Raw genomic sequence first — 24,907 nt, forward strand, 5'->3', positions numbered from 1 at the left:
CCAAATAGCGGAGAGCGAGACAATGAGCGATTTTCCCAGCACGGCCCGCGTGGTCATCATCGGCGGCGGCGCGGTGGGCGCGTCCGGCCTCTATCACCTTGCCAAGGCGGGCTGGACCGATTGCGTCCTGCTAGAAAAGAACGAGTTGACCGCCGGCAGCACATGGCACGCCGCGGGCAATTGCCCGACGTTCTCGACCTCTTGGGCGATCATGAACATGCAACGCTATTCGACCGAGCTGTATCGCGGCCTGTCGGATGCGGTGGATTATCCGATGAATTACCACGTCACCGGTTCCTTGCGGCTGGGCCATTCAGACGAGCGTGAACAAGAATTTCAGCGCGCCTGCGGCATGGGCCGCTATCAGGGCATGGACATGCAGATGCTATCGCCGAACGAGGCAAAGCAGATGTACCCCTTTATGGAGACGCATGACCTGAAAGGCGTGCTGTATGACCCCAGCGACGGCGACATCGACCCTAGTCAGCTAACGCAAGCATTGGCCAAGGGCGCGCGCGATCTGGGCGCACGGATAGAACGGTTTTGCCCCGCGACAGGCGTGACGCGGGACGGAGGTGAATGGATCGTCCACACCCACAAGGGCGATATCCGCTGCGAATTTGTGGTGAATGCGGCTGGTTATTATGCGCAGACGGTCGGCGAATGGTTCAAGCCCTATGGCGGGCGCACCGTGCCGATGATGGTGATGAGCCACCAGTATCTGCTGACCGACGAAATCCCTGAAATCGCTGAGTACACAGCCGCGAGTGGCAAGTTGCCGCTGCTGCGCGACGTCGACAGCTCATACTACCTGCGCCAGGAAAAAACCGGCCTGAACCTTGGCCCTTACGAGCGGAACTGCAAGGCACACTGGATCACGCCAGACGATCCCTTTCCCGAGGATTTCAGCTTTCAACTATACCCAGACGATCTGGAGCGGCTGGAATGGTACATCGAGGATGCGATGGCGCGCGTGCCGCTGCTGGGGCATGTGGGCATCAACAAGGTCATCAACGGCCCCATCCCCTATGCGCCCGACGGTCTGCCGTTGCTTGGCCCCATGCCGGGCGTGCCAAACGCCTTTGAGGCTTGCGTTTTCACCTTCGGCATTTCGCAGGCGGGGGGCGCGGGCAAGGTGCTGGCTGAGTGGATCACAGAAGGTGCTACGGAATGGGATATGTGGGCGGTCGATCCGCGCCGCTTTACCGACTACACCGACCCAGAGCACTGCATCGCCAAGGGGATGGAGGTGTACGGCCATGAATACGCCATGCATTTCCCCTGGCACGAATGGCCCGCTGGCCGCGATCGCAAGCGGGGTCCGAATGATGCCATCGTACGCGAACTTGGCGGCGTAATGGGCGCCTATAACGGGTGGGAGCGGGCAAATTGGTTTGCACAGCCCGGCGATGATGTCAGCGAGGAGGCCACCCAGACATGGAACCGCGCAGGCCCATGGGCGCAGCGCATTGCCGAGGAATGCGCAGCCGTCCGCGACCATTGCGGCGTGCTGGATCTGCCGGGATTCACCCGCTTTCATGTGCGGGGGCAGGGCGCGGACGATTGGCTGCGCGGCCTCGTTACCGGCGCGTTGCCCAAGGTGGGGCGCATGAACCTTGTCTATGTCGCCGATGATCGCGGCCGCATCCTGACAGAGCTGTCGTGCATAAGGCTGGCCGAGGACAGCTTTATCCTGATCACTGCCGCGACGGCGCAATGGCATGACGGCGATCTGATCCGGCGCAGCGTGCCGACGGGTGTCACCGTTGAGGAGGCGACGACCGAGCGCAGCGCGCTGATCGTTACTGGCCCTGCTAGCCGCGATCTTTTGGCGTCGCTGACCGACGGCGATTTGTCGCTGCCATGGCTTAGCCACCAGTATTGCACTGTGGCTGGGCATAAGGCGCATATCGCCCGCGTATCCTTCGCAGGGGAGCTGGGATGGGAGGTGCATGCCGCGAACGAGGATATGGCAGATATCTACCGCGCCATTCTAGACGCTGGCGCGAAACCCTTTGGGATGTATGCGTTGAACAGCTTGCGGATTGAAAAAGGCTATCGCGCGTGGAAGGGCGATCTCAGCACCGATTATTCGATGCTGGAGGGCGGGCTGGACCGTTTTGTCAAACTGGACAAGCCGCAGGATTTCCCAGGCAAGGCCGCCCTGCTAAGCGAGCGCCAGCAGGGCAGCGTGAAGCGATTTGTCACTTTGATCGTAGATGCGGGCGAAGCTGACGCGCCCTATATGTCGACGCTCTGGCACGGCGGTGATGTAGTGGGCGAGACGACGAGCGGCGCGTGGGGCTACCGGGTTGATGCCTCTATCGCGCTGGGGATGATCCGCGCCGACCTTGCCGTGCCGGGCACTGAACTTGAGGTCGAAATTTATGGCGAGCGGTTCAAGGCAGTAGTGCAGCCGGACGCCCCCCTTTGGGATGCGAGCAACGAACGGATACGCGCCTGATGCTGACGGATAGCGCCAAAACCCTAATTACCATTTTCACGGCAGCGGGATGCCCGGCTGTCAGTCCCAAAGGCACGTTTCCGGTGCTGGGCGATGCAACAACCAGTTTTGGCAACATCCGCGCGCCCGGTATTTTGGCGACCATTGAGCACACGCAGCCTCGGGAAATCTACCCATGACCGACATCACCCTTCTAGACGGCTCTATCGGGCAGGAACTGGTCAAGCGGGCGGGGGGTGCCCCGACGAACCTGTGGTCGACCGCTGTGATGATGGACCGGCCCGGACTGGCCGCCGAAGTGCACGGCGATTACTTTGTCGCAGGCGCGACCATCGCCAGCACCAACAGTTATGCAGTCCACAGGGACCGTCTGGCGCGCGCCGGGATCGAGGACCAGTTTGGCACATTGATCGAATGCGCACTGACCGAGGCAGCGGCAGCGCGCACCGCACATGGCACGGGCCGCATCGCTGGCACGCTGGGGCCGCTGGGCGCGTCCTATCGCCCAGATATTTGCCCGCCGCCGGACATCGCCGCGCCGTTCTACGCCGAAATTGCCGCGATGATGCGCGGCGGCGTGGACCTGCTGCTAATCGAGAGTGCGGCATCGGTTGAGCAAGCGGCTGGTGCATTATTAGGCTGTGCGGATGCGGGCGTGCCCGTCTGGTTGTCCGTCACGGTAATGGACGATGATGGCACGCGTCTGCGTTCGGGCGAGGATCTGGGCGATCTGGCGCCGCTGATCGCGGGCCATGCGCCGGATGCCGTGCTGATCAACTGCACCCGCCCGGAGGCGGTTGGTGCAGGACTGATGATCCTGCGCGGGTTTGGCCTGCCCTTCGGCGCGTATGCAAATGGGTTCGATCACATTACAGCGGAGTTCCTCAAGGATACTCCAACTGTCGACGCATTGCAGGCGCGGCGCGATCTGTCGCCCGCTCTCTACGCTGATTTCGCGATGAGCTGGGTCGCCCAAGGCGCCACCATCGTGGGGGGCTGCTGCGAGGTTGGCCCCGCCCATATCGCCGAACTGGCCACGCGATTGCGCGCAGCCGGTCACCGCATCGTTTAACGTCAACCCAAGGAGCGCATCATGGATCTGCCCACAAAGGCCCGCGTGGTCATCATCGGCGGCGGCGTCGTCGGCTGCTCGGTCGCGTATCATCTGGCCAAGCTGGGCTGGAGCGATGTTGTCCTGCTAGAGCGCAAGCAACTGACCAGCGGCACCACATGGCACGCGGCGGGCCTGATCGGCCAACTTCGCGCGTCCAGCAACATGACAAAGCTCGCCCGCTACTCGGCAGAGCTATACACCGGGCTGGAGGCGGAAACAGGCGTCGCGACCGGCTTTCGCCAAGTCGGGTCAATCTCGGCAGCGCTGACGTCTGAGCGGCTGGAGGAGTTGCACAGGCAAGCCGGCATGGCCCGCGCCTTTGGCGTGCCCGCCGAGGAGCTGTCGCCGGATGACATCAAAGGGCGCTATCCGCATTTGAGCGTAGAGGGCGTGACGGGCGGTGTCTGGCTTCCCACCGACGGGCAGGCCGACCCGGCCAATATCGCGCTCGCGCTGGCCAAGGGTGCGCGCCAGCACGGCGCAAAGGTGCAGGAACGGGTCTGCGTCACAGGCATCGCAAAGGCGGGCCGCCGCGTCACCGGCGTCGACTGGGCCAGCGACGATGGCAGCGCACAGGGCCATATCGAGGCCGATATGATCGTCAACTGCGCCGGCATGTGGGGCCACGAGGTCGGCCGCATGGCGGGCATCAATGTGCCGCTGCACGCGTGCGAACATTTCTACATCGTGACCGAGCCGATTGAAGGTCTAAGCCAACTGCCCGTCCTGCGCGTGCCGGATGAATGCACCTACTACAAGGAAGACGCGGGCAAGATGCTGGTCGGCGCGTTCGAGCCGAATGCAAAACCGTGGGGTATGAACGGCATCCCGGACAGCTTTGAATTCGACCAACTGCCTGAGGATTTCGATCATTTTGAGCCGATTCTAGAGGCCGCCTGCAACCGGCTGCCAATGCTGGCGACAGCGGGGATACACACCTTCTTTAACGGACCGGAATCGTTCACGCCCGATGATGCCTACCACCTTGGCCTCAGCCCGCAGATGGACAACGTCTGGGTCGCCTGCGGCTTTAACTCCATCGGGATTCAGTCGGCGGGCGGGGCGGGCCATGCGCTGAGCCAATGGATGGACAGCGGCGAGAAGCCCTTTGATTTGGGCGATGTCGATATCGCGCGGATGCAGCCATTTCAGGGGAACAAGACATATCTGTTCGAACGCTCCAAAGAGACGCTGGGCCTGCTTTATGCCGACCACTTCCCCTTCCGCCAAAAGGCTACCGCGCGCGGCATCCGGCGCACGCCTTTCCATCATCATCTGTTGGAGCAGGGCGCCGTCATGGGCGAGGCCGCGGGATGGGAGCGCGCGAATTGGTTCGCCGAGCCGGGGCAGGAGCGCGAGTACCGCTATAGCTGGAAGCGGCAGAACTGGTTTGACAACGCAGCCGCCGAGCATACCGCGATCCGCACTGGCGCCGGCATCTACGACATGTCGTCCTTCGGCAAGCTGCGCGTCGAGGGGCCGGATGCGGAAGGCTTCCTGAACCACGTCGGCGGCGGGGATTTCGCCGTTCCCGTTGGGCGCATCGTCTATACTCAGTTCTTGAATACGCGCGGCGGTATTGAGGCGGACGTGACCGTCACGCGCCTGTCCGAGACGGCGTATCTGGTCGTCACCCCCGCCGCCACGCGGCTGGCTGATCAGACGTGGATGCAGCGCCACATAGGCGATTTCAGCGTGGTGATTACCGACGTGACAGCAGGCGAGGGCGTGCTGGCCGTGATGGGGCCGAAGGCGCGCGGTATCATGCAGGCAGTATCGCCAGCTGATTTCTCGAACGACGTGAACCCCTTTGGCACAGCGCAAGAGATTGAGTTGGGCATGGGCCTCGCCCGGGTTCACCGCGTGAGCTATGTGGGCGAGTTGGGGTGGGAGGTTTACGTCAGCGCCGACATGGCCGGTCATGCGTTCGAGGTGCTGCATGCCGCCGGACAGAAACATGGTGCGCGTCTTTGCGGGATGCACGCCATGGATAGCTGCCGCATCGAAAAGGGCTTTCGCCATTTCGGGCATGACATCACCTGCGAGGATCACGTGCTGGAGGCTGGGCTTGGATTTGCGGTCAAGACGTCCAAACCGGACTTTATCGGGCGGGACGCCGTGCTGCGCAAAAAAGAAGAGGGGCTAGCGGCGCGCATGGTGCAGTTTCGCCTGACCGACCCCGAGCCTCTGCTCTATCATAACGAGCCGGTGCTGCGGGATGGCGAGATTGTCGGCTATCTCAGCTCCGGCAGCTATGGCCACCATCTGGGTGGTGCGATTGGCATGGGATATGTGCCCTGCAAAGGGCAAAGTACCGAGGAGGTGCTGGCCTCGCGCTACGAGATCGACGTCGCCGGCACGCGCATTTCCGCCGAGGCTAGCCTGCGCCCGATGTATGATCCCACAGGGGCGCGGACCAAGGCGTAGGCGTAGGCGGCGCCTCTCGCGGGTGTCTTCGGTCATTGCCATGATGGGCTCGATATGCTGAAACGCTCAAGTCGAATAACGACTGGGCCTACCCATTGCGGTGCCGGCCTGTAGGAGATTGCCCATGGCGCTCAAGCCCCTCATGACATCGATCGGACTGCTGGCGGCATTGCCCGCACTGACGTTGCCTACCTTGGCCGAGGAACAGATCGGCGCGGCCGTCGCGATTGAGCTGAACGCGGCGCAGACCATAGATGGTGGCTGCACGCTGAGCTTTGTTGTGCTGAATGGCCATGCTGCACCGATAGATCAGGTGGTTTATGAGGCGGTTCTCTTTGACGCGTCCGGGCAAGTTGATCGGTTAACGCTGTTCGATCTGGGCGCGCTGCCCCCGGCGCGCCAGCGGGTGCGCCAGTTTTCCGTGCCGAACATCGCATGCGAGGGGCTGGGTAGCATCCTTTTTAACGGGGCAGATACATGCACCGGTGAGGGTCTGCCTCAGGCCGCTTGCGAGGCAGGTTTGATCCTGTCGACCCGGACCGACATTGAGGTGCGGGGGTGAACGGCCTGATGGACCCGCTGCGCCAGATCGCCGAGATCGGCGGCCCCGTCGTCCTGATCTTGCTCGCCGTATCGGTCGTGACGATGGCGACAATAATATACAAAATATGGCAGTTTACCTCGGCCGGTGTGGGCCGCCACACCGCCTTGCAAAGGGCCGTTACCGCGTGGGACGAGGGCGACCGCGCCGAAGCGCGCGCTGCGCTGGGCCGCTCCAGCAGCTATCTGGCGCCAGTGATCGACATGGCGTTCTCGTCAATTCCCGCTGATGCGCAGCGATTGGCGGCAGAGGCTGAAACGCGCTTTGCCAAGCTCGAGTCAGGCTTTCGCTTGCTGGATTCGGTGGCGCAGCTGGCGCCGCTACTGGGCCTTTTCGGCACGGTTCTGGGTATGATTGAGGCGTTTCAGGCTCTTCAGGATGCGGGCGCGCAAGTTGATCCGTCGATCCTTGCGGGGGGTATCTGGGTCGCACTGCTGACGACTGCCGTGGGCTTGGCGGTGGCGATGCCGACGGCGCTGGTTCTCAGCTGGTTCGAAGGGCGCATGGACGCCGAGCGCGTGACGGCCGAGAGGGCGCTGGCCGCTGTTTTGCATCCACGCGGCGCGCGTCTGGCCGGGCATATGGCGGACGAGGCCGCGCCCCAAGGTGCCTAGACACAGGCGCATGCGGCGGCTGTCGATGACCTCGCTGATCGACGTGATCTTCTTGCTATTACTCTTTTTCATGCTCAGCTCGACCTTCTCGAAATTCTCTGAGGTCGAGCTGAGCGCGGCCGCCGACGGCGCGGTAGAGGCACGTGATATCCCCCCGCTATTTTTGCAACTGCGCGCGGACGACGTGCGCCTGAACGGCGATGCGATGCCGCTGGAGGGGCTGTCCGCCGCGCTGAAAGGCCGGCCAAAGGGCGCAGCGCCGCAATCCCTGCTGATTGCAATGCGCGATGGCATCACGTCGCAGCGCCTGACTGATTTGCTGGTGGTCCTGCGCAGCGTGCCCGGCATCGCCCCCACCGTGCTGGACGGCGGATGAGACGTGCGCGTGCAGTATCCAAGCGCGAGCCGACTATTGCGCTGATTAACATCGTCTTTCTGATGCTGGTGTTTTTCATGGTCGCGGGCACGTTGGCGCAGCCCATAGACCGTGATCTGCGCCTCGTGCGCACCGCCGATCTGGAGGGACGGCCCCCGCCTGACGCGTTGGTGATCCGCGCGGACGGGACTATGATTTATCGCGGCGAACCTGTGACGAAGGCTGAGGATTATATGCAAGGCATCGGCGGTACGGCCAGCCCGGAAATCAGACTAGTCCCTGACCGCGACCTGCCAGCCAGCCAGTTGGTCCGCATCGCACGCGAGTTGCGCGCGCTGGGCGCGGGGCGGGTCATGATCGTGACTGAACGCGGGCTGGACTAAGGGATCAAACGCTTGATCGCCGCGACATGCTGGGGCGTTGCCGCCAGCACATCAGCGGCCAGATCGCGCACCGCGTCCATAAGCGCGCCGGGCTGCGCGATGCGGTCGTAAAGACCCCAATCGAGGGCCGTCGCAGCATCCAGTCGCTGGCCCACCAGAAGGATCAGCCGCGATCGCGCAGGCCCTATCAAAGCGGCAAGGCGCGCGGGATCGGACGGTTGCGGCAGAAATCCACGCTTCATCACAGGGTAAAAAACATCCGCGCCCGCCACAGCCACGCGAAAATCGCAGGCCAGCGCCATACCCATCGCGCCGCCCGCGACCGTGCCGTTGAGCGCCGCTATGCTGAGGCATGGCAGCGCGGCAATAGCCGACGACAGCCGCTCCCACACCGGCGATGTGGCCAGCCCGCCTTGCATTGCGTCCAGATCGGCGCCGGCCGAGAAGACTTTGCCCGCGCCGGTCAGGATCAGCAGGCGCGCGCCGCCGGGTTGGCCTGCTTCTTCGGCAATCTCGGCCAACTCGGTCAGCATTTTGTCTGTCAGCGCGTTTGCCTTCTCAGGGCGGTTGATGGTGGCGGTCCATATGCCACTGTCTTGCGCCAGTTCGATCATGCCGCATTCCCCAGACCGATAGCCGCACGGATGGCCGGATCGCGTAGTGATACCTCCTGCCCCAGATAGGGGTTCGCCTGAGTGCCGCACATCCACAACAGCGCGCGGGCGACCCATTCGGGAGGAATATGTTCGGACCAGTCGAATTGGCTGACCGCATTGATGCCGCTGGCGCGGATATCGCGCTGCATTTGGGTGGCGACCGTGCCGGGCGACAGGTCCATGACGCGCAGGCCGTGCTGCGCACCCTCGAGATGCGCGGCGGCGGTCAGCATGGCGGCGCCGGCCTTGGACGCGCAATATGCGCTCCACCCCTCAAGCGGGCGGTGCGCCGCGCCGGATGACAGGGTGATAATCGTCCCGCCGCCCGCACGGCGCATTCCCGGCATCGCGGCGTGCATCCCATGAAATACGCCCTTTAGATTGACGTCGATCGCTTGGCCCCAATCGGCCGGGTCCGCCGCATCCAGCGCGGCAATCGGCGAGATTACGCCTGCATTTCCGATCAGTACGTCCAGCCTTCCAAAACGCTCCTCTGCCACAGCCACGGCGCGCGCCATGTCGTCGTAGTGCGCCACGTCGCCCGTTATGGCTACCGCGCCCAAGGGGTTCGCGACTTCGGCAAGCGCGGCGTCGCTGCGCGCCATAAGGACCAGATGCGCGCCGGCCTGTGCGAATACATGTGCTGCTGTGGCCCCGATCCCCCGGCTGGCGCCGGTGATCAACACGCATTTTCCGGTCATGTCCGGGATTGGGTCTGGGTTCAGTTCTGGGGTGGTATTCATTGGGGCCTCCATCATATGCCTTCTGACTAACGCCGGGCGGGCGCGGGGTCCAGCGGGCACCACTTGACCCCGGCGGCCAATCCCCCGAAGCTGCGCGCAAGTTTCAAGCAAGTTTCCTGAACGATGAGGTTCGACATGAAAAATTACGGCAATCCAACCGCCATAACCAGCGCGCTGGCCCTGATGCTAAGCGCGGGCGCCGCCACGGCGGACGTGACCCCCGCTGACGTCTGGAGCGATTGGCAAAATTATCTGAGTGATTTCGGCTTTGCCGTCACCGCCGACGAGGCGGCATCTGCGGAGGGCCTCAGCCTGAGCAATATCGTCCTGACCCAGACTTTGCCCGATGACGCGGGCACAACGACCGTAACGGTGCCGGGGATCATGCTTGAGGACAATGGCGATGGCACCGTTGGTGTCGTCTATCCGGACGAGATGCCGATCATCATGACCGGGGTCGGTGAGAGCGCATTTGTCATGGAGATGCTTTATCGCTCGTCTGACCTGAAAAGCACCGTATCGGGCGATCCCTCGCAGATGTTGACCGAATACACTGCCAAGTCCGTCGGCATGACCGTCGGCGCGCTGACCAGCGAAGGCGAGACGGTGGAATTTGATGAACTGTCGTTCGATATTGCTGATGTCGTGGGCAGCACCAAAACTATGTTAGAGGGTGGGCGCGCCGCCGAACAAAATATTCGTACGGGTCCGGTCACCTATGCCTTTGCTTTCGCCGATCCTGATCCTGATCCCGAGGGTGGGGCCAGCAGCGTCAAATGGGACGGGCGCATCGAAAGCCTCGTCATGACCAGCCAGACAGCGATGCCGGACGGTGCAGATATGAACAATATGTCCGCTGCGCTGGGCGCCGGGTTTTTGATCGACGGGGACTACGCATTTGGTGCCGGCAGCAGCGTTTTCGACATCACGGACGAAGAGGGTACATCAACCAGCGGCACCTCGGCCAGCAGCGGTGGCAATCTGGCGATCAAGATGGACGAAAGCGGGCTGGACTACAGCGGCGCGACCAATGACGTGAAAATCGAGGCAATCGTGCCCCAGCTGCCCTTCCCCGTATCGATGGGGATGAAGGAGATGGCCTTTGGGCTGGCCATGCCGCTTACCAAGGGTGATGCGCCGCAGGATTTCGGCCTCAACCTCAAGCTGGCTGATTTCGCGCTGAGCGATATGTTATGGGCGCTATTCGATCCCACTGGCAAACTGCCGCGCGATCCGGCCAATCTGGTGCTGGATCTGGCGGGCAAGGCCAGCGTTCTGGTCGACTTCATGGACCCCGCGCAGATGGCCAAAATCGAGGACAGCGACGACGAGCCGGTTCAGATGAACGCGTTGACGCTGAACTCCTTGCTGTTCAGCCTCGCCGGGGCCGAGTTGACGGGGCAGGGCGCGGTCGTCTTCGACAATGACGATATGACCGTCTACGAGGGCATGCCAAAGCCGGTGGGTGATGTCGCGTTTAAGCTGACGGGTGCCAATACTCTGATTGAGACGCTCGTTGATATGGGCCTGATCGGGCCGGAACAGATGATGATGGCGCGCATGGGACTTGGCGCCGTGGCTGTGCCGGGCGAAGGCGACGACGTGCTGAAATCCGAGATTGAATTTACCGAAGAAGGCGGCCTGATCGCCAACGGCAATCGCCTGAAATAGGCCCCGTTTGGGCTAGGCAAGTTTGCGGGCCGGGGTACGTCCCCGGCCCGTTTGCATTTTGCGCGCCCCTTGCGCCTTGCGCGCCTGCGGACTACCTCAGGCATTCATTCGAAAGGCATTCCCATGACGCATTCCTTGGACGATCTGGCGCAAGCCCTGCTGGCGGCTGCGCGCCGCGCGGGCGCAGATAGCTGCGATGCGATGGTCGCAACGGGCGCGTCCCAAGTGATCGACGTGCGCGGCGGCAAGCTGGAGCAGGCCGAGCGGTCTGAGGCGACGGACGTAGGTCTTCGCGTGCTGATCGGGCAGCGGCAGGCAAGCGTGTCATCCTCCGATATTCGCCCGGAAACGCTAGATATTTTGGCCGAACGCGCTGTCGCCATGGCCCGCGAGGCCCCCGAGGATCCCCATGCCGGGCTGGCTGATCCGGGCCAGCTTGCGACCGCGTGGGACATCGCTGCGCTAGAGTTGGTTGATCCCGCGCCCGAACCTGAGCCGGCCGAATTGCAGCGCCGCGCCGCCGAGGCCGAGGCTGCCGCGCTGGCCGTGCCAGGCGTGGCCCAAGTGCAGGCGTCGACCGCCGGATACGATCGGCGGCGCATCTGGATGGCCGCCAGCAACGGGTTTGCGGCCAACCACACGCGCACCGATTGGTATGTGTCCTGCTCCGCCATTGCCGGGACCGGCACGGGGATGGAGCGCGACTCGGACGGTGACGCCAGGATCTGGGATGCCGACCTGCGCAGTGCGGACGATATAGGCGCCCGTGCCGGCGCCCGCGCCGCCGAGCGACTGGGCGCGCGCCGCCCCAAGACGGGCGCCTATCCGGTATTGTTTGACGAACGCATTTCGACATCGCTGATCGGTCACCTTTTAGGTGCGGCCAATGGCGCGGCTGTTGCGCGCGGCGCCACATGGCTACGCGACAAACTGGGCCAGCAGGTGCTACCGGACGCCCTGAGCATCTTTGAGGAACCGCACCGACCCCGCGTGGCCGGATCGCGGCCCTATGACGGCGAGGGCCTTGAGACGCAGCGCCGCGCCATTGTAGACGGCGGCGTGCTGACGGGCTGGGTGCTGGACCTTGCCAGTGCGCGCCAGCTGGGCATGCAGTCGACCGCGAATGCCAAGCGCGGGATCGGCGGCGTGCCGCGCCCCGGCACATGGAACATCGCCCTGACCCAAGGAGACGCAAGCCGCGCGGATCTGATCCGCGATATGGGCACCGGCCTGCTGGTTACGTCGATGATCGGCTCGACGATCAACAGCAACACTGGTGATTATTCGCGCGGCGCATCCGGCTTTTGGATCGAAAACGGCGAGATTGCGTATCCGGTGAACGAGCTAACCATCGCGGGCAACTTGCACGAGATGCTAATGCGCATGACGCCTGCCAATGATGCTCGCACGCATCTAAGCAGCGTCGTTCCGTCGCTGTTGGTTGAGGGGATGACGCTTGCCGGCGCGTGACCTGCCACTGCTGATCGAGGCGGCCCGCGCGGCGGGCGAGGTTGCGACCGGTTATGTGGGCGGCAACCTCAAGCGCTGGGACAAGCCCGACGATGCAGGCCCAGTGACCGAGGCCGATCTGGCAGTAAACGACGTGCTGGAGGCAAAGCTACGCAGTGCACGCCCCGCCTATGGCTGGCTAAGTGAGGAGAGCGCGCATGACCCATTGCGCGCCGCCGCGCCGCGCACGTTTATCATCGATCCTATCGACGGTACGCGCAGCTTTATCGAAGGCAACCGCGCGTGGGCGCATGCGCTGGCCGTCTGCGATGATGGGGTCGTTACTGCCGCTGTAATCTACCTGCCCATGCTCAATCTGATGTATGCGGCTGCTGCCGGGATGGGCGCCACGCTAAACGGCGTGACGATCCACGCCAGCGGGCAGGACCGCGCCGATGGTGCAACGCTGCTGGCCGCGCGCACCATGCTGGAGGCGCATCATTGGCATGGAAACGTGCCGGCGTTTAAGCGCGAGCATCGTCCGTCGCTGGCATATCGTCTCAGCTTGGTGGCCGAGGGCCGCTTTGACGCGATGTTGACGCTGCGCAAAACGTGGGAGTGGGACGCCGCCGCCGGCGATCTGATCCTGCGCGAGGCGGGCGCTATTTCAACGGATCGGCGCGGCAATGCACTGCGGTTTAACAATGCCGTGCCGCAGGTGGACGGGATGCTTGCTGCCGGGCCGCTGTTGCATGGCCAGATGATCGGTGCGCTGATCTGAGGGCGTGCAGCTTCATGATGTGATCGTCAGCGCCAGAACGAACCGTACCACCTTATCCTCTGGCATCTCGCAAGGCTTCAGACGCGCACCCGATGTCAGGCGATACACATTCAAGCTGATGTAATCGCTGCCACCCATCTCTTCGGCCAGCAGCTTTTGCGCGGCGCCGCCTGCGAAATCCTGCCGGGTGATGACATATCGGCGACCGTGCGCCAACCCGTAGAACGTGCCCAGCGGAAGCGCATCGAACGCCGCCAGAAACGCTTTCACTTGGCGCCGATCTTAGGCTCCGTCCCGGCGCGCAGCCGCTCAATGTTGGCGCTGTGCCGCCACAGGATCAGCGCGGCCAGCACGATGCCCAGCACGAGCAGGCTGAAATAGCCAAGTAGGACCATCCAGATAACGGCGCTGCACGCAGCGACCAATGCCGACAGCGACGATATGCGCGTTATCACAGCAGCCCCCAGCCACGCCGCGCAGCATAGCAGGCCCACAGGCCACGCCAGTGCCAGCATCACGCCTAGGAACGTCGCGACCCCCTTGCCGCCCCGAAAGCCCAGCCAGACGGGGAAGCAATGACCTAGAAACGCCATCAGCCCGGCCAGTTGGGCCGCATCCTCGCCTGCCAGCAGGCGCGCCAGCAGAACCGCTATCGCGCCCTTGGCGGCATCCATCAGCAATGTCGCGGCTGCCGCGCCTTTGGATCCGGTGCGCAGCACGTTTGTCGCGCCGATATTGCCCGACCCGATGCTGCGTAAATCGCCCAAACCGAATGCGCGGGCAAGGATTATGCCCGACGGGATCGACCCGAGCAGATAGCCGATCACGGCCCAGAGGATCAAAAGCGTGGCAGATGTTTCAAACAGCGGCATTTATTCGGCCTCATAAACAGGGGTTCCGGCGACAAAGGTAGCGATCACACGCCCCTGCATCCGCGCGCCGTCAAACGGCGTGTTCTTGGATTTCGAGCGGAGTTTGAAGCGATCCATCACGAAGGGTTTGCTCGCATCGAACAGGACCAGATCGGCCGGTGCTCCCACAGCCAATCGCCCGCACTCAAGGCCCAGACGCTTGGCCGGGTTCAGCGATAGCGCACGAAAGAGCACGGGCAGATCCAGATCGCCGGAATGGTAAAGGCGCAGCGCGGCGGGCAATAGCGTCTCCAGCGCGACCGCGCCGCTTGCTGCCTCCTCGAACGGCAGGCGCTTGCTTTCCTCGTCCTGGGGCGTGTGCATGGAGCTGATCGTGTCGATCAGGCCGCTACGGACGGCCTCGACGATGGCTTGGCGATCCTCTTCGCTGCGCAGGGGCGGCTTGACCTTGAAAAATGTGCGATAGCCCGCGACGTCCAGCTCGTTCAGCGTGAGGTGATGAATTGACGTGCCTGCGGTAATATCCAGCCCATTGCGCTTGGCGCGTTCCAGCGCGGGCAGGGCGCGCGCGGTGGTGATCTGGTCGGCGTGGTAGCGCGCGCCGGTCATTTCCAGCAGGGCGATATCGCGGTCGAGGCCCATCCTCTCGGCCATGGACGAGACGGCGGGCAAGCCATAGAGCGAGGCGAATTTGCCCGACGTGGCCGCTGCGCCTGCGGACAGACCGGGCTCTTGGGGGTGTGCGATAACCAGCGCGCCGCACGAGCGGGCGTAGGTCAGCGCGCGGGCAAAGACTTTGGTGCTTTGTACCACATGATCGCAATCGGTAAACGCGACGGCGCCTGCATCCATGAGAAAGCCGATTTCGGTCATTTCCTTGCCGGCCCGCCCTTTGGTCAGGGCGGCCATTGGCAACACGTTCACCGGTGCCGCCTCATTGGCGCGGCGGCGGGAAAATTCCAGCACTTCGGGGCTGTCGATAGCCGGAAGGGTATCGGGACGGGTGGCCATTGTGGTCACGCCGCCTGCCGCCGCCGCTAAACCAGCAGAGCGGAACGATTCCTTGTGCCGCTCGCCCGGCTCGCAAACCTTGACGCCGATATCGACAATACCGGGCGCGAGGTGTTTGCCGCCCGCGTCGATAACGCGTGCGCCCTTGGGCGCGTCCGGTGTGTCCGGGCCGTGGGAGATGCGCGCGATGCGGCCATCCTCGATCAGCAGGCTGCCGGGCGTGTCCGTCCCTGCCTCCGGGTCGATTAGCCGGGCATTGGTGATCAGGATGCGGCCCGTGTCGATCACGATGCGATCCAGACCATGACGATGACCAGCAGCGCTAGAACCAGTAGCACCACGGTCGCCACGCGGCCTGACATAGCGGCGTCGGAGGGTGCCTTACCTTGCGGTTTTTCCTGATGTTCGGGCGTGCGGGCCGACGCATCGGGCAATGCGCCGAAGGTGATGGGATCGTGCGTCTCAGAGAAGGTCGCGATCAGGCGTAAGGGTGCGCGGATGTTGAGGGTCTGCGCCGTGCCGCCGAATGCGCGCGAGGTGATGACCATGACTGTGCCATCCTGCGCCATTAGCTTTGCGCGCATCTGCTCGATCTGGTCCTCAGGGATCGCGTGTCCCTCGCGCAGATAGCCGGGCAGGCCCATATCGGCCAAATCGTCGGCGTCAAAGACTACAGCATGCTCTGGGTCCAGCGTTTCTGCGCCTAGCGCCTCGCGGAGGGGCCAGCTGCCATTGCGGGCGGTAAATGTCGCAATCTGGTCCGCCGGGATATCGACGGCAAAGACGCGCACGACGCCGACCTCGGTTGCACTGATCTGTATTTTTTCGCTCATGTCATCACCGTTATTGGGGATCGTACGCGGCGCAGATTGCGCGCCAGCAGATCCATTGCCGCCATGCGCACAGCCACGCCCATTTCCACCTGCTGCTGGATCACGCTGCGATGGATGTCGTCGGCCAACTCGCCGTCGATCTCGACGCCGCGGTTCATCGGGCCGGGATGCATCACGATAGCATCGGGCGCGGCATGAGCCAGTTTTTCCGCATCAAGGCCGTAGCGGTGGTAATACTCACGCTCGGACGGGATAAAGCCGCCGTCCATACGCTCGCGTTGAAGGCGCAGCATCATGACGACGTCGACGCCATCAAGGCCCTTTTGCATATCATCATAAACCTCGACGCCAAATTCGCCGATACCGGCGGGCATCAGGGTGGGCGGGCCGATCAGGCGGATACGGTTCTCCATCTTGCCCAAGAGGATGATGTTGCTGCGCGCGACGCGGCTATGCGCGATATCGCCGCAGATGGCGATGTTCAGGCGGTGCAGTCGCCCCTTGGCACGGCGGATCGTCAGCGCATCCAGCAATGCCTGCGTGGGGTGTTCGTGCCGGCCGTCGCCTGCATTCAGCACGGCGCAATTCACCTTTTGCGCCAGCAGATCGACGGCCCCGGAATGGGGGTGTCGCACCACAAGCAGATCGGGATGCATGGCGTTCAGCGTCATCGCCGTGTCGATCAGCGTCTCGCCCTTTTTGATACTGCTGGCCTGCATCGCCATCGACATTACGTCCGCGCCCAAACGCTTGCCAGCCAGCTCGAAGCTGGCCTGCGTGCGGGTCGAGTTTTCGAAAAACATGTTGATCTGCGTCATGCCCGCCAGCGCATCGCCATGTTTAGCCCCGCTGCGGCCCCGATCGGCATACTGGTCTGCCAGGTCGAGGATCGTGCGGATATCATCGGGGGCCAAAGGCTCAATCCCCAAAAGGTGGGTGTGGTCGAAGGGCACCGGCATCTCCTGCTTGGGCCGTTTGTACAGCTTATCGCATGGGCGGCGTGGGCGTTCAATCGGCAAGCCTTGGACTATGGCCGTGCTGCGCGTTTTAGGCAGGTGGGACCGTATGAAGCGGCCGTCGCGCACTAGGCGCTTTCGCCTGTGCGGCGACAGGAGTAGCGTTGGCGCATGGATTCGGCATTAGATTTTCACGGGCTGCGCGCGCTGCTGCAATGGCAGGTCGAGCTGGGCATCGACGAGGCAATCGGCGACGTGCCGGTGAACCGTTACGAGACGCCAGCAGCGGCGCCAAAGGCGGCCGCGCCTGCCGTGGCGGGGACTGCGCAGGCGCATCTGGCTGAAGTTCCAGATGCCTTGGATGCAGCGCGCCGCGCGGCGGAGGGCGCGAATGATCTGGAAGCGTTGCGGGCTGCGCTGGCGTCCTACGAGCATTGCGAGCTAAAGCGCGGCGCGCGCAATCTGGTCTTTGCGGACGGTGTGCCCGGCGCGCGGTTGATGATCATCGGCGAGGCGCCGGGCCGCGAAGAGGATCGCGAGGGCCGCCCCTTTGTCGGGCGAGCCGGGCAGATGCTAGACCGGATGCTTGCCGCGATAGGGATGAACCGCAAAGAGAACGTGTATATAACCAACGTCATGCCATGGCGGCCGCCGCAGAATGCGGACCCCGCACCGAACGATATCGCGATGATGCGCCCGTTCATGCAGCGCCATGTGGAGCTTGCTGCGCCGGACGTGGTGATCCTGGTCGGCAATATCAGTTGCCAGGCTGCCTTGGATACGCGCGGTATCACCAAGCTGCGAGGCACCTGGACGGAGGCGTGGGGCAAGCCCGCGCTACCGATGTTTCATCCAGCTTATCTGCTGCGAAACTCTGCGGCCAAGCGTGCGGCTTGGGCTGATCTGCTGGAGGTGCAGGCGCGCCTTAAAGGGACTGCGTAATGATTGATCCGTGGCTCTTGCTGGCGTTCCTGCCTGCCGCGCTGGCGCTGAACCTGACGCCGGGGGCGGATATGATGTTTTGCCTTGGGCAAGGCCTGCGTGCCGGGCCGCGCCCGGCAATGGCCGCAAGCGCCGGAATTGCGCTGGGAGCGTTGGTACATGTGACGCTGGCGGCGCTAGGTGTTGGGGCGCTGGTTGCTGCGGCGCCATGGCTCTTTGACGTAATCCGCTGGGTGGGTGTCGGGTATCTGCTATGGCTCGCGGTGGGTGCGCTGCGCACTGGCCCGATGCGCGCAAGCGGCCGCCCGATGAGCCCTCGACGCGCATTCCGCGAGGGGCTGGTGGTAAACCTGACGAACCCCAAAGTGATCTTGTTCGTGCTGGCGTTCCTGCCGCAATTCACCGACCCCGCGCATAGCCTGCTGGGCCAGTTTCTAGTGCTGGGCGTAATCATGGGCATCGGTGGCTTGTTCGTTAACGGCGCTGTTGGTGTCTTTGCCGGCAGTTTGGGCCGGTATATGGCCGGATCGCCGCGTTTCGCGCGCGGGCTGGGCTATGCGACTGCCGCGATATTCACCGCGCTGGCCGTGCGGCTGGCGATATTGGAAAGGGCCTGAGGCGTGAGTAGCATTGACGAGAGCCGCGAATTTATTCCTGTGCGCATCGCCGTTCTGACGGTCAGCGACACGCGCGAGGCGGGCGATGACCGCTCGGGCGACATACTGGTAGGCCGGATCGAGGGCGCGGGGCATATCCTAAGCGCTCGCACGATTGTCCGCGACGAGCGGGCGGAGATTGCAGCGCAGTTGCGAAGCTGGTGCGAGGATGGAGGCATCGATGCCATCATCTCGACCGGGGGAACGGGGCTGACGGGCCGCGACGTGACCGTCGAGGCCCACAGGGACGTCTATGAGAAGGAAATCGATGCGTTTGGCACGGTGTTCACCCATGTCAGCATGGCCAAAATCGGCACCAGCGCCGTTCAAAGCCGCGCGACGGCGGGCGTGGCGCTGGGCACCTACCTTTTTGCATTGCCGGGCAGCCCTGGTGCCTGCAAGGACGCGTGGGACGAGATCCTGGCCCTCCAACTGGATTATCGGCACCGCCCCTGCAATTTTGTCGAGATTATGCCGCGTCTGGACGAGCATCATCGCCGCAAGTAGCGTGCTTGGTATTCGCGGCATAAGCGTTATATATATAGGGCGCGCCGCCATAGCGAGGATCGCCCGACCATGCAGTTTCTGCGCCGAAGTCTGACAGGCCTGATCCTGATGTCGTTGACATTGGGGCTGCTGGCGTATGCGGGATACATTATAAACGCCTCTGTTCAAGAGCGGCTGGCGCGCGAGCCGGATGCTGGTGTGCGGGAAGAGCGCGAGTTCGCAGTCAAGGTGGTGACCGCGCAGCCGCAGACCATTGCCCCCACACTAACCGCCTATGGCGAGGTGCGCAGCCGCCGCACGCTGGAGCTGCGCGCGAAGGCGTCAGGCACCATTATCGAGCTGGCCGAGGCCTTTGACGAGGGCGGGCAGGTGGCCGCCGGGCAGCTGTTATTGCGTATAGACCCTGCGGATATGCAATCTGCGCGTGACCGTACGCAGAGCGATCTGATGGATGCCGTTGCCGAGGCGCGTGATGCCGCACGTAGCCTAGATTTGGCGCAGGACGAGTTAACCGCCGCGCGCGATCAAGCCGATTTGCAAGAGCGCGCACTGCAGCGCCAGAGCGATCTGGAGCAGCGCGGCGTCGGCACGACCGCCACCGTCGAGACCGCAGAATTGGCCGCCGCCGCCGCGCGCGGCGCTGTCCTCACCCGCAGGCAGGCCGTGGCCAACGCCGAGGCGCGCGTGGATCAGGCCGCGACTGGCACGCAGCGCGCCCAAATCGCGCTGGAAGAGGCAGAGAGACGACTGGCCGATACCAGCGTCACTGCCGAGTTTAACGGCGCTTTGGCCGATGTGGCGGTCGATGAGGGCGCCCTTGTCACGAATGGCGAGCGGCTGGCGACGCTGATCGACCGGGGCGCGCTGGAGGTGGCGTTTCGCATTTCCACTGCTCAATTTGCGCGGCTGCTGGACGCGGATGGCCAGTTGCGCCGCGCGCCGGTAACGGCGGTGCTTGAGGCGTCGGGCGCGCGTCTGTCGGCGCCCGGCACCATCACCCGCGCAAGTGCCGCTGTCGGCGAGGGGCAGACAGGGCGTTTGGTCTTTGCCCGGCTGGAGACGGCGCAGGGGCTAAAACCCGGCGATTTCGTCACCGTCGAGGTGGCCGAACCTGCGCTGGAGAATGTCGTGCGCCTACCTGCCAGCGCGCTGGGCGCCGACGGCGCCGTTTTGGCTGTAAATGCAGAGGGCCGGCTAGAGCCGCTATCTGTCACGTTGCTTCGCCGCCAAGGCGACGAGGTGCTGATCCGTGCCGCCGAGCAGGCGCTGCCGCTGGCAGGCCGGCAGATCGTCACGCAGCGCTCGCCGCTGCTGGGCGCGGGGATCAAGGTGCGCCCGCTGACTGGCGCCGCCGCTGCCCCGCAAGAGAGCTCAGGCATGGTTGAGCTGAGCGAGGAGAGGCGCGCGCGCCTTATCGCCTATGTGACGGGAAATCGCGATATGCCCGATGCCGCGCGCACCCGCCTCTTGGACCAGTTGGCGCAGGGAATGGTGCCTGCTGATGTCGTCGCGCGGCTAGAAACCCGGATGGGCGGCTAGGCGATGGCCCGCGCGATCCGGCAAGGGCCAGGCGGAATTCTGTCATGGTTCACGCGCCACCGCACAGCGGCCAATCTGGTGATGGTCGTAATGGTCGTTCTCGGCCTCGCGGCGATACCGAACATGCGTGCGCAATTCTTTCCCGACGTCGTGATCCAGGAAGTCATCATCTCGGTCGAATGGGACGGCGCCGGGGCAAGCGATATCGACGCCGCGATCATTCAGGTGCTAGAGCCTGAAATGCTGGCAATTGAGGGCGTGGAGAGCACCCGAGGCTCCAGTGTCGAGAGTTGGGGCACTATTTTCATTGAGTTTCAGCCCGGCTGGGACATGTCGCGTGCCGCCACCGATGTGCAGGCCGCCGTCGATGCCATCACCACCCTGCCGGACGCCGCCGAGAAGCCCGAGGTGCGGCGCGGCACTTGGTACGACAGGGTGACGGACGTAGTGATTACCGGCCCTGTGGGCGTCGACCAACTGGCGCTTTATGCCGACGAGCTGGTCACGCGCCTATTCGCCGAAGGGGTCACACGTACGTCTCTGCGCGGTGTTGCGGCGCCGCAGATCATCGTCGAGGTGCCGGGCGTGCAACTGATGGCGCATGATATCACTCTGACGGAAATCGCCGCCGCCATCGCCGCAGAGGTCGACGCCGATCCGGCGGGGGATGTAGATGGCGCCGCGACCCGCGTGCGAACCGGGCAAGAAAAACGTGACCCCGACCAGATCGCCGCTATCATACTGCGCGACGGCCCGGACCTGACGCGCCTGACGGTTGGCGACATCGCGCAACTGCGCGTTTTGGGCGCGGCGCGCGAGCGGGCGTATTTTGTCGGGGAAAACCCGGCCATTTCCGTGCGCGTAGACCGCTCCGAAGGGGGCGATGCCATCGGTATCCAAAAAACGGTGGAGCAGGTTGCGCGGGATATGGCGCGGACCCTGCCCGAGGGTGTCAACGTCGATCTGATCCGCACCCGGTCCGAGCAAATCTCAGGCCGGCTAACGACGCTGCTGGACAACGCGGCCACCGGCCTGATGCTGGTCGTGGCGCTGCTGTTTTTGTTCCTGAACGCGCGCACGGCGTTTTGGGTGGCGGCTGGTATCCCGGTGGCGCTGCTGGCAGCTGTCGCGCTGATGTATGCGGCGGGAATTACGATCAACATGATCTCGCTATTCGCGCTGATCATCACGCTGGGCATCGTCGTGGACGACGCCATCGTTGTGGGGGAGCATGCAGATGCCCGCGTGCGGAGTTTGGGCGAATCGCCTGTCGTGGCCGCCGAAAATGCCGCCCGGCGTATGGCGATGCCGGTGTTTTCCGCGACGGCGACGACGATCATTGCGTTTGCCGGGCTGACGGCCATCGCGGGCCGCTTTGGCGATCTGATCGCCGATATTCCCTTTACCGTGATTGTGGTGCTGACGGCCTCCCTTATTGAGTGCTTCTTGATCCTGCCGCACCACATGAGCCACGCGCTTAGCGCCTCAAATCGCGCGCATTGGTATGATGCGCCCTCGCGGACGGTCAATCGCGGCTTTGAATGGATGCGCGAGGCGATCTTTCGCCCGCTGATGGCAGGCGTGATCTGGTTGCGGTATCCCGTGCTTGCCGGCGCTGTTTTGATCCTCGCCAGTCAGGTCGCTCTCTTTGTGCAGGGGGACGTCACATGGCGGTTCTTTAACGCGCCTGAGCGGGGAAGTGTTACCGGGAATTTCGCCATGGCCCCCAGCGCCACGCGCGCAGATTCGCTAGAGATGTTGCGCGAAATGCAGCGCGCAGCGCAGGAACTGGCCGCGGAATACGAGGCAGAACATGGGCGCAATCCGCTGGATTACGTCATCGCCGAAATCGGCGGCAACGCTGGCCGTGGTCTGACCGGGACCGACACGAAGGAGCCGGACCAACTGGGCGCCATTTCCATTGAATTGATAGAGGCCGACCTGCGCCCTTATAGCAGCTTTGCGTTTGCGGCGGCCCTGCAGGAGAGGATCGTGCAGCACCCGCTGGCTGAAACGGTCAGCTTTCGAGGTTGGCGCAGCGGGCCGGGCGGGGATGCGCTGGACGTGCAGTTCTATGGCGCTGATGCACCCACGCTCAAGGCGGCGTCCCAGGCACTAAAGGAGGCGCTGCTGGCCTTTCCCGAGATCTCAGGCGTCGAGGACGATCTGGCCTATGACAAAGAAGAATTGGTGCTGGACCTGACCCCGCAGGGCGCCGCCCTCGGCTTTGGCATTGACACGCTGGGGCGCGAATTGCGCGCGCGGCTGAACGGGATCGAGGCGGCGACCTATCCAGTAGGGCCGCGCAGCGCCGAAGTTCGCGTCGAATTGCCCGAAGGTAGCCTGACCGCCGACTTTCTGGAGCGGACGCAACTGCGCACACCCGGCGGCGCGTATGTGCCATTGGCCGATATTGTATCGGCCGAGCGGCGCGACGGATTCTCCACCGTGCGACGCGAGAATGGCGTGCGCCTGATTAGCGTAACAGGCGAGATATCCGAAGATGATCCGGCCCGCGCGTCCGAAATTCAGAACTTGCTGAGCACCGATATCTTGCCGCGCATCGGATCCGAGTTGCAGGTCGACTGGCGTATGTCCGGCCTCGCTGAGCAGGAGAACGATTTTCTGAATGATGCGCTGTTGGGCCTGATGCTGACGCTGGTGGGTATCTATCTGGTGCTGTCACTGGTGTTCGGCAGTTGGACCCGGCCAGTGGTGGTCATGGCGATCATCCCTTTTGGTCTGGTCGGCACTATATATGGCCATCACGTGTGGGACGTACCGATGAGCATGTTCACGGTCGTCGGCCTGCTGGGCATGACCGGCATCATCATTAACGATTCTATCGTGCTGGTGACGACCATCGACGAATATGCTGAGACGCGCGGCCTGATCCCGTCCATCATCGACGGTGCAGCAGATCGGCTGCGCCCGGTGATGCTAACGACACTGACGACCGTGCTGGGCCTGACCCCGCTTCTCTTTGAGCGCAGCCAGCAGGCGCAATTTCTGAAACCGACGGTGATCACGCTGGTCTATGGCCTTGGCTTTGGCATGGTGTTGGTACTGCTCGTCGTGCCCGCGCTAATGGCGGTTCAGCACGACGTGGCGCGCCAGATGGCTGCGCTGCGCCGGGGTCTGCGGTTTCGCACCGGCAGCGTGCGGCGCGCGATGCTGGGCGGCGTCGCGGCGATAGGGGTATGGTTTACGGCGACGATGGGTGCCGCGATGTGGGCGGGGGCATTGCCCGGATTTGTTACCGCTCTGATGCCGATGACGGCAGGTATGGACCCGGTCGTAGGCGGTTTGCTGGCGTTTCTGATGGGTGCGGCTGCGCTGGTGCTGGTGCTCTATGCGTCACTCGCCATCGCGCAGGCGCTGCACAGACCTAGCCGCCGGGGCAGCCCTTGATATCTACCGCGCGGCCGGCACTAAGGACGGTCAGGCGGATGCCGGAGCGATCCAGCGCAAAAGGCCGCCCCTCGACATGGGCCATTCGCGTCTCAGCGACAAACGTATCACCCTGCCGCGCGATACGAGGGCGCGCGACCCAGATGTTCGGATCACTGGCCTCGATCACTGCCATTTCAGTGCCGCCCGCGCTGGGCAGTGACAGTTCGGCGCGCACCTGCAGACCGCCCTTTGCCGCCGGCGTGATGGTACAGCGCAGCCCCTGAACGCCAGCCTCGGCTGCAGTTAAGGGCCGGTCGGCCAATGCCGCAATGATACGCGCGTCGCGCTGAGTGGCGGCGGCGGGCAGATCGGCGGCGAGGCTGAGCGTCATTGGGATGCACACGTCGCGACAGACACCGATATCGACAGTTCCGTCCAGCGTGATGTCACGCGTGCCCTGTTGCGCCAACACGTGCAGCGGCAGAACAACCGTATCGTGATAGCCGATGGCGATCATGCCGCCCTGATCCATAGGCTCTGGCGTGGGCCATTCCACCTCGACGCCGCTCAGGTTACGCGAGCCGCGCCAGTCAAAGCGCGGCGGGATGCCGATATCGCCGGGCGCGCGCCAGTATGTCTTCCACCCCGGCGCGAGACGCAACTCCAGCGCGGCCATGTGGGTGCCGTCGGACATGCGCCAGCCGGGCAGAACGCGCGCAGAGGTGACGGCGTCCATAGATTGCGAAAAGCCGGGCAGCGGCGCAAGGCAGAGGGCGGCGGCCAAAAGGCGGGATGCGATATATCTCATACTTCAACCTTTGCGCCATGGGGCTGCGAATGCCAATTCACAATCGGGTCATAGGGCCGCTGATATCCGCCGACGCGGTGCACTTGCAAAGCTATTGGCGAGTGGCCATTG

24 protein-coding genes are annotated in these 24,907 nt (G+C 63.7%); 16 read left to right on the top strand and 8 right to left on the bottom strand.

Going from position 1 to position 24,907, the window contains the following annotated elements; genetic code table 11:
* Positions 1–22 precede the first annotated feature (22 nt).
* From MK6180000_RS19050 to MK6180000_RS19085, 8 genes are all read left to right on the top strand, one after another.
* On the top strand, positions 23–2,464 hold the full coding sequence (locus MK6180000_RS19050; RefSeq protein WP_138936168.1) for a GcvT family protein: 2,442 nt from the start codon (positions 23–25) through the stop codon (positions 2,462–2,464).
* Entirely contained in the window at positions 2,464–2,643 is a 180-nt protein-coding gene (locus tag MK6180000_RS19055) for a hypothetical protein (RefSeq protein WP_138936169.1), read from the top strand. Before MK6180000_RS19050 ends, MK6180000_RS19055 begins: the two co-directional genes overlap by 1 nt.
* Positions 2,640–3,536: a homocysteine S-methyltransferase family protein gene (locus MK6180000_RS19060; RefSeq protein ID WP_138936170.1), complete on the top strand. Its 897-nt coding sequence runs from the start codon at positions 2,640–2,642 to the stop codon at positions 3,534–3,536. The genes MK6180000_RS19055 and MK6180000_RS19060 overlap by 4 nt, the downstream gene beginning before the upstream one ends.
* 18 nt (positions 3,537–3,554) lie before the next feature.
* Positions 3,555–6,005, top strand: a complete 2,451-nt coding sequence (locus MK6180000_RS19065) for a GcvT family protein (RefSeq protein ID WP_138936171.1) — start codon at positions 3,555–3,557, stop codon at positions 6,003–6,005.
* A gap of 124 nt (positions 6,006–6,129) precedes the next feature.
* On the top strand, positions 6,130–6,567 hold the full coding sequence (locus MK6180000_RS19070; RefSeq protein ID WP_138936172.1) for a hypothetical protein: 438 nt from the start codon (positions 6,130–6,132) through the stop codon (positions 6,565–6,567).
* An 8-nt stretch (positions 6,568–6,575) separates the two neighbouring features.
* Positions 6,576–7,220, top strand: coding sequence for a MotA/TolQ/ExbB proton channel family protein (locus MK6180000_RS19075; protein ID WP_138936588.1), 645 nt, complete (start codon positions 6,576–6,578; stop codon positions 7,218–7,220).
* 10 nt (positions 7,221–7,230) lie between these two features.
* Positions 7,231–7,596, top strand: a complete 366-nt coding sequence (locus MK6180000_RS19080; protein WP_138936173.1) for a biopolymer transporter ExbD — start codon at positions 7,231–7,233, stop codon at positions 7,594–7,596.
* Positions 7,593–7,979 carry an ExbD/TolR family protein gene (locus MK6180000_RS19085; RefSeq protein WP_138936174.1) on the top strand — a complete coding sequence of 129 codons (387 nt, stop codon included), beginning with the start codon at positions 7,593–7,595 and terminating at the stop codon, positions 7,977–7,979. Before MK6180000_RS19080 ends, MK6180000_RS19085 begins: the two co-directional genes overlap by 4 nt.
* Here MK6180000_RS19085 and MK6180000_RS19090 read toward each other — a convergent pair.
* Together MK6180000_RS19090 and MK6180000_RS19095 are read right to left on the bottom strand one after the other, a co-directional pair.
* Positions 7,976–8,593 carry an enoyl-CoA hydratase/isomerase family protein gene (locus MK6180000_RS19090; RefSeq protein WP_138936175.1) on the bottom strand — a complete coding sequence of 206 codons (618 nt, stop codon included), beginning with the start codon at positions 8,591–8,593 and terminating at the stop codon, positions 7,976–7,978. The two genes, MK6180000_RS19085 and MK6180000_RS19090, sit on opposite strands and share 4 nt — an antisense overlap.
* Positions 8,590–9,378 carry an SDR family oxidoreductase gene (locus tag MK6180000_RS19095; RefSeq protein WP_246040577.1) on the bottom strand — a complete coding sequence of 263 codons (789 nt, stop codon included), beginning with the start codon at positions 9,376–9,378 and terminating at the stop codon, positions 8,590–8,592. The genes MK6180000_RS19090 and MK6180000_RS19095 overlap by 4 nt, the downstream gene beginning before the upstream one ends.
* A gap of 135 nt (positions 9,379–9,513) precedes the next feature.
* On the opposite strand from MK6180000_RS19095, the gene MK6180000_RS19100 reads away from it, so the two are divergent.
* The 3 genes from MK6180000_RS19100 to MK6180000_RS19110 all read left to right on the top strand — a co-directional run bounded on the left by MK6180000_RS19100 (position 9,514) and on the right by MK6180000_RS19110 (position 13,279).
* Positions 9,514–11,049, top strand: a complete 1,536-nt coding sequence (locus MK6180000_RS19100) for a DUF2125 domain-containing protein (protein WP_138936176.1) — start codon at positions 9,514–9,516, stop codon at positions 11,047–11,049.
* Between the two features lie 123 nt (positions 11,050–11,172).
* The gene (locus tag MK6180000_RS19105; RefSeq protein WP_138936177.1) at positions 11,173–12,519 is read left to right on the top strand and encodes a TldD/PmbA family protein; all 1,347 of its coding nucleotides are present in this window, start codon (positions 11,173–11,175) and stop codon (positions 12,517–12,519) included.
* Positions 12,506–13,279 (top strand): 3'(2'),5'-bisphosphate nucleotidase CysQ, encoded by a 774-nt coding sequence (locus MK6180000_RS19110; protein WP_138936178.1) that lies wholly within the window; start codon positions 12,506–12,508, stop codon positions 13,277–13,279. The genes MK6180000_RS19105 and MK6180000_RS19110 overlap by 14 nt, the downstream gene beginning before the upstream one ends.
* 12 nt (positions 13,280–13,291) lie before the next feature.
* Here MK6180000_RS19110 and MK6180000_RS19115 read toward each other — a convergent pair whose 3' ends face one another.
* The 5 genes from MK6180000_RS19115 to MK6180000_RS19135 are packed head-to-tail and all read right to left on the bottom strand — an operon-like array spanning position 13,292 to position 16,948.
* Positions 13,292–13,549: a hypothetical protein gene (locus tag MK6180000_RS19115; protein WP_138936179.1), complete on the bottom strand. Its 258-nt coding sequence runs from the start codon at positions 13,547–13,549 to the stop codon at positions 13,292–13,294.
* On the bottom strand, positions 13,546–14,151 hold the full coding sequence (gene plsY, locus MK6180000_RS19120; RefSeq protein WP_138936180.1) for a glycerol-3-phosphate 1-O-acyltransferase PlsY: 606 nt from the start codon (positions 14,149–14,151) through the stop codon (positions 13,546–13,548). The genes MK6180000_RS19115 and plsY overlap by 4 nt, the downstream gene beginning before the upstream one ends.
* Positions 14,152–15,450 carry a dihydroorotase gene (gene pyrC / locus MK6180000_RS19125; RefSeq protein WP_246040578.1) on the bottom strand — a complete coding sequence of 433 codons (1,299 nt, stop codon included), beginning with the start codon at positions 15,448–15,450 and terminating at the stop codon, positions 14,152–14,154. It abuts the gene before it with no gap.
* Positions 15,447–15,995, bottom strand: coding sequence for a hypothetical protein (locus tag MK6180000_RS19130; protein WP_138936181.1), 549 nt, complete (start codon positions 15,993–15,995; stop codon positions 15,447–15,449). Before MK6180000_RS19130 ends, pyrC begins: the two co-directional genes overlap by 4 nt.
* Positions 15,992–16,948, bottom strand: a complete 957-nt coding sequence (locus MK6180000_RS19135) for an aspartate carbamoyltransferase catalytic subunit (protein ID WP_138936182.1) — start codon at positions 16,946–16,948, stop codon at positions 15,992–15,994. Before MK6180000_RS19135 ends, MK6180000_RS19130 begins: the two co-directional genes overlap by 4 nt.
* A gap of 174 nt (positions 16,949–17,122) precedes the next feature.
* Here MK6180000_RS19135 and MK6180000_RS19140 point away from each other — a divergent pair, with 174 nt between their 5' ends.
* From MK6180000_RS19140 to MK6180000_RS19160, 5 genes are all read left to right on the top strand, one after another.
* Positions 17,123–17,893 carry a uracil-DNA glycosylase gene (locus tag MK6180000_RS19140; protein ID WP_138936183.1) on the top strand — a complete coding sequence of 257 codons (771 nt, stop codon included), beginning with the start codon at positions 17,123–17,125 and terminating at the stop codon, positions 17,891–17,893.
* Positions 17,893–18,510 carry a LysE family translocator gene (locus MK6180000_RS19145; RefSeq protein WP_138936184.1) on the top strand — a complete coding sequence of 206 codons (618 nt, stop codon included), beginning with the start codon at positions 17,893–17,895 and terminating at the stop codon, positions 18,508–18,510. The genes MK6180000_RS19140 and MK6180000_RS19145 overlap by 1 nt, the downstream gene beginning before the upstream one ends.
* A 3-nt stretch (positions 18,511–18,513) precedes the next feature.
* The gene (gene moaB / locus MK6180000_RS19150) at positions 18,514–19,056 is read left to right on the top strand and encodes a molybdenum cofactor biosynthesis protein B (protein WP_138936185.1); all 543 of its coding nucleotides are present in this window, start codon (positions 18,514–18,516) and stop codon (positions 19,054–19,056) included.
* A gap of 69 nt (positions 19,057–19,125) precedes the next feature.
* Positions 19,126–20,595: an efflux RND transporter periplasmic adaptor subunit gene (locus MK6180000_RS19155; RefSeq protein ID WP_138936186.1), complete on the top strand. Its 1,470-nt coding sequence runs from the start codon at positions 19,126–19,128 to the stop codon at positions 20,593–20,595.
* Between the two features lie 3 nt (positions 20,596–20,598).
* Positions 20,599–24,006, top strand: coding sequence for an efflux RND transporter permease subunit (locus MK6180000_RS19160; protein WP_138936187.1), 3,408 nt, complete (start codon positions 20,599–20,601; stop codon positions 24,004–24,006).
* Here the strand turns inward: MK6180000_RS19160 and MK6180000_RS19165 are convergent.
* The gene (locus MK6180000_RS19165; RefSeq protein ID WP_138936188.1) at positions 23,984–24,796 is read right to left on the bottom strand and encodes a protein-disulfide reductase DsbD domain-containing protein; all 813 of its coding nucleotides are present in this window, start codon (positions 24,794–24,796) and stop codon (positions 23,984–23,986) included. The two genes, MK6180000_RS19160 and MK6180000_RS19165, sit on opposite strands and share 23 nt — an antisense overlap.
* Positions 24,797–24,907: the final 111 nt, after the last annotated feature.

This window comes from Roseovarius arcticus (genome assembly GCF_006125015.1).
Lineage (GTDB): Bacteria > Pseudomonadota > Alphaproteobacteria > Rhodobacterales > Rhodobacteraceae > Roseovarius > Roseovarius arcticus.

What these genes read in the sequence shown, in the direction of transcription:
- MK6180000_RS19050 (WP_138936168.1), top strand. Translation starts at nt 23, where the DNA reads ATGAGCGATTTTCCCAGCACGGCCCGCGTGGTCATCATCGGCGGCGGC.
- MK6180000_RS19055 (WP_138936169.1), top strand. Translation starts at nt 2,464, where the DNA reads ATGCTGACGGATAGCGCCAAAACCCTAATTACCATTTTCACGGCAGCG.
- MK6180000_RS19060 (WP_138936170.1), top strand. Translation starts at nt 2,640, where the DNA reads ATGACCGACATCACCCTTCTAGACGGCTCTATCGGGCAGGAACTGGTC.
- MK6180000_RS19070 (WP_138936172.1), top strand. Translation starts at nt 6,130, where the DNA reads ATGGCGCTCAAGCCCCTCATGACATCGATCGGACTGCTGGCGGCATTG.
- MK6180000_RS19075 (WP_138936588.1), top strand. Translation starts at nt 6,576, where the DNA reads ATGGACCCGCTGCGCCAGATCGCCGAGATCGGCGGCCCCGTCGTCCTG.
- MK6180000_RS19080 (WP_138936173.1), top strand. Translation starts at nt 7,231, where the DNA reads ATGCGGCGGCTGTCGATGACCTCGCTGATCGACGTGATCTTCTTGCTA.
- MK6180000_RS19085 (WP_138936174.1), top strand. Translation starts at nt 7,593, where the DNA reads ATGAGACGTGCGCGTGCAGTATCCAAGCGCGAGCCGACTATTGCGCTG.
- MK6180000_RS19090 (WP_138936175.1), bottom strand. Translation starts at nt 8,593, where the DNA reads ATGATCGAACTGGCGCAAGACAGTGGCATATGGACCGCCACCATCAAC.
- MK6180000_RS19095 (WP_246040577.1), bottom strand. Translation starts at nt 9,378, where the DNA reads ATGAATACCACCCCAGAACTGAACCCAGACCCAATCCCGGACATGACC.
- MK6180000_RS19100 (WP_138936176.1), top strand. Translation starts at nt 9,514, where the DNA reads ATGAAAAATTACGGCAATCCAACCGCCATAACCAGCGCGCTGGCCCTG.
- MK6180000_RS19105 (WP_138936177.1), top strand. Translation starts at nt 11,173, where the DNA reads ATGACGCATTCCTTGGACGATCTGGCGCAAGCCCTGCTGGCGGCTGCG.
- plsY (WP_138936180.1), bottom strand. Translation starts at nt 14,151, where the DNA reads ATGCCGCTGTTTGAAACATCTGCCACGCTTTTGATCCTCTGGGCCGTG.
- MK6180000_RS19130 (WP_138936181.1), bottom strand. Translation starts at nt 15,995, where the DNA reads ATGAGCGAAAAAATACAGATCAGTGCAACCGAGGTCGGCGTCGTGCGC.
- MK6180000_RS19140 (WP_138936183.1), top strand. Translation starts at nt 17,123, where the DNA reads ATGGATTCGGCATTAGATTTTCACGGGCTGCGCGCGCTGCTGCAATGG.
- MK6180000_RS19145 (WP_138936184.1), top strand. Translation starts at nt 17,893, where the DNA reads ATGATTGATCCGTGGCTCTTGCTGGCGTTCCTGCCTGCCGCGCTGGCG.
- MK6180000_RS19155 (WP_138936186.1), top strand. Translation starts at nt 19,126, where the DNA reads ATGCAGTTTCTGCGCCGAAGTCTGACAGGCCTGATCCTGATGTCGTTG.
- MK6180000_RS19160 (WP_138936187.1), top strand. Translation starts at nt 20,599, where the DNA reads ATGGCCCGCGCGATCCGGCAAGGGCCAGGCGGAATTCTGTCATGGTTC.
- MK6180000_RS19165 (WP_138936188.1), bottom strand. Translation starts at nt 24,796, where the DNA reads ATGAGATATATCGCATCCCGCCTTTTGGCCGCCGCCCTCTGCCTTGCG.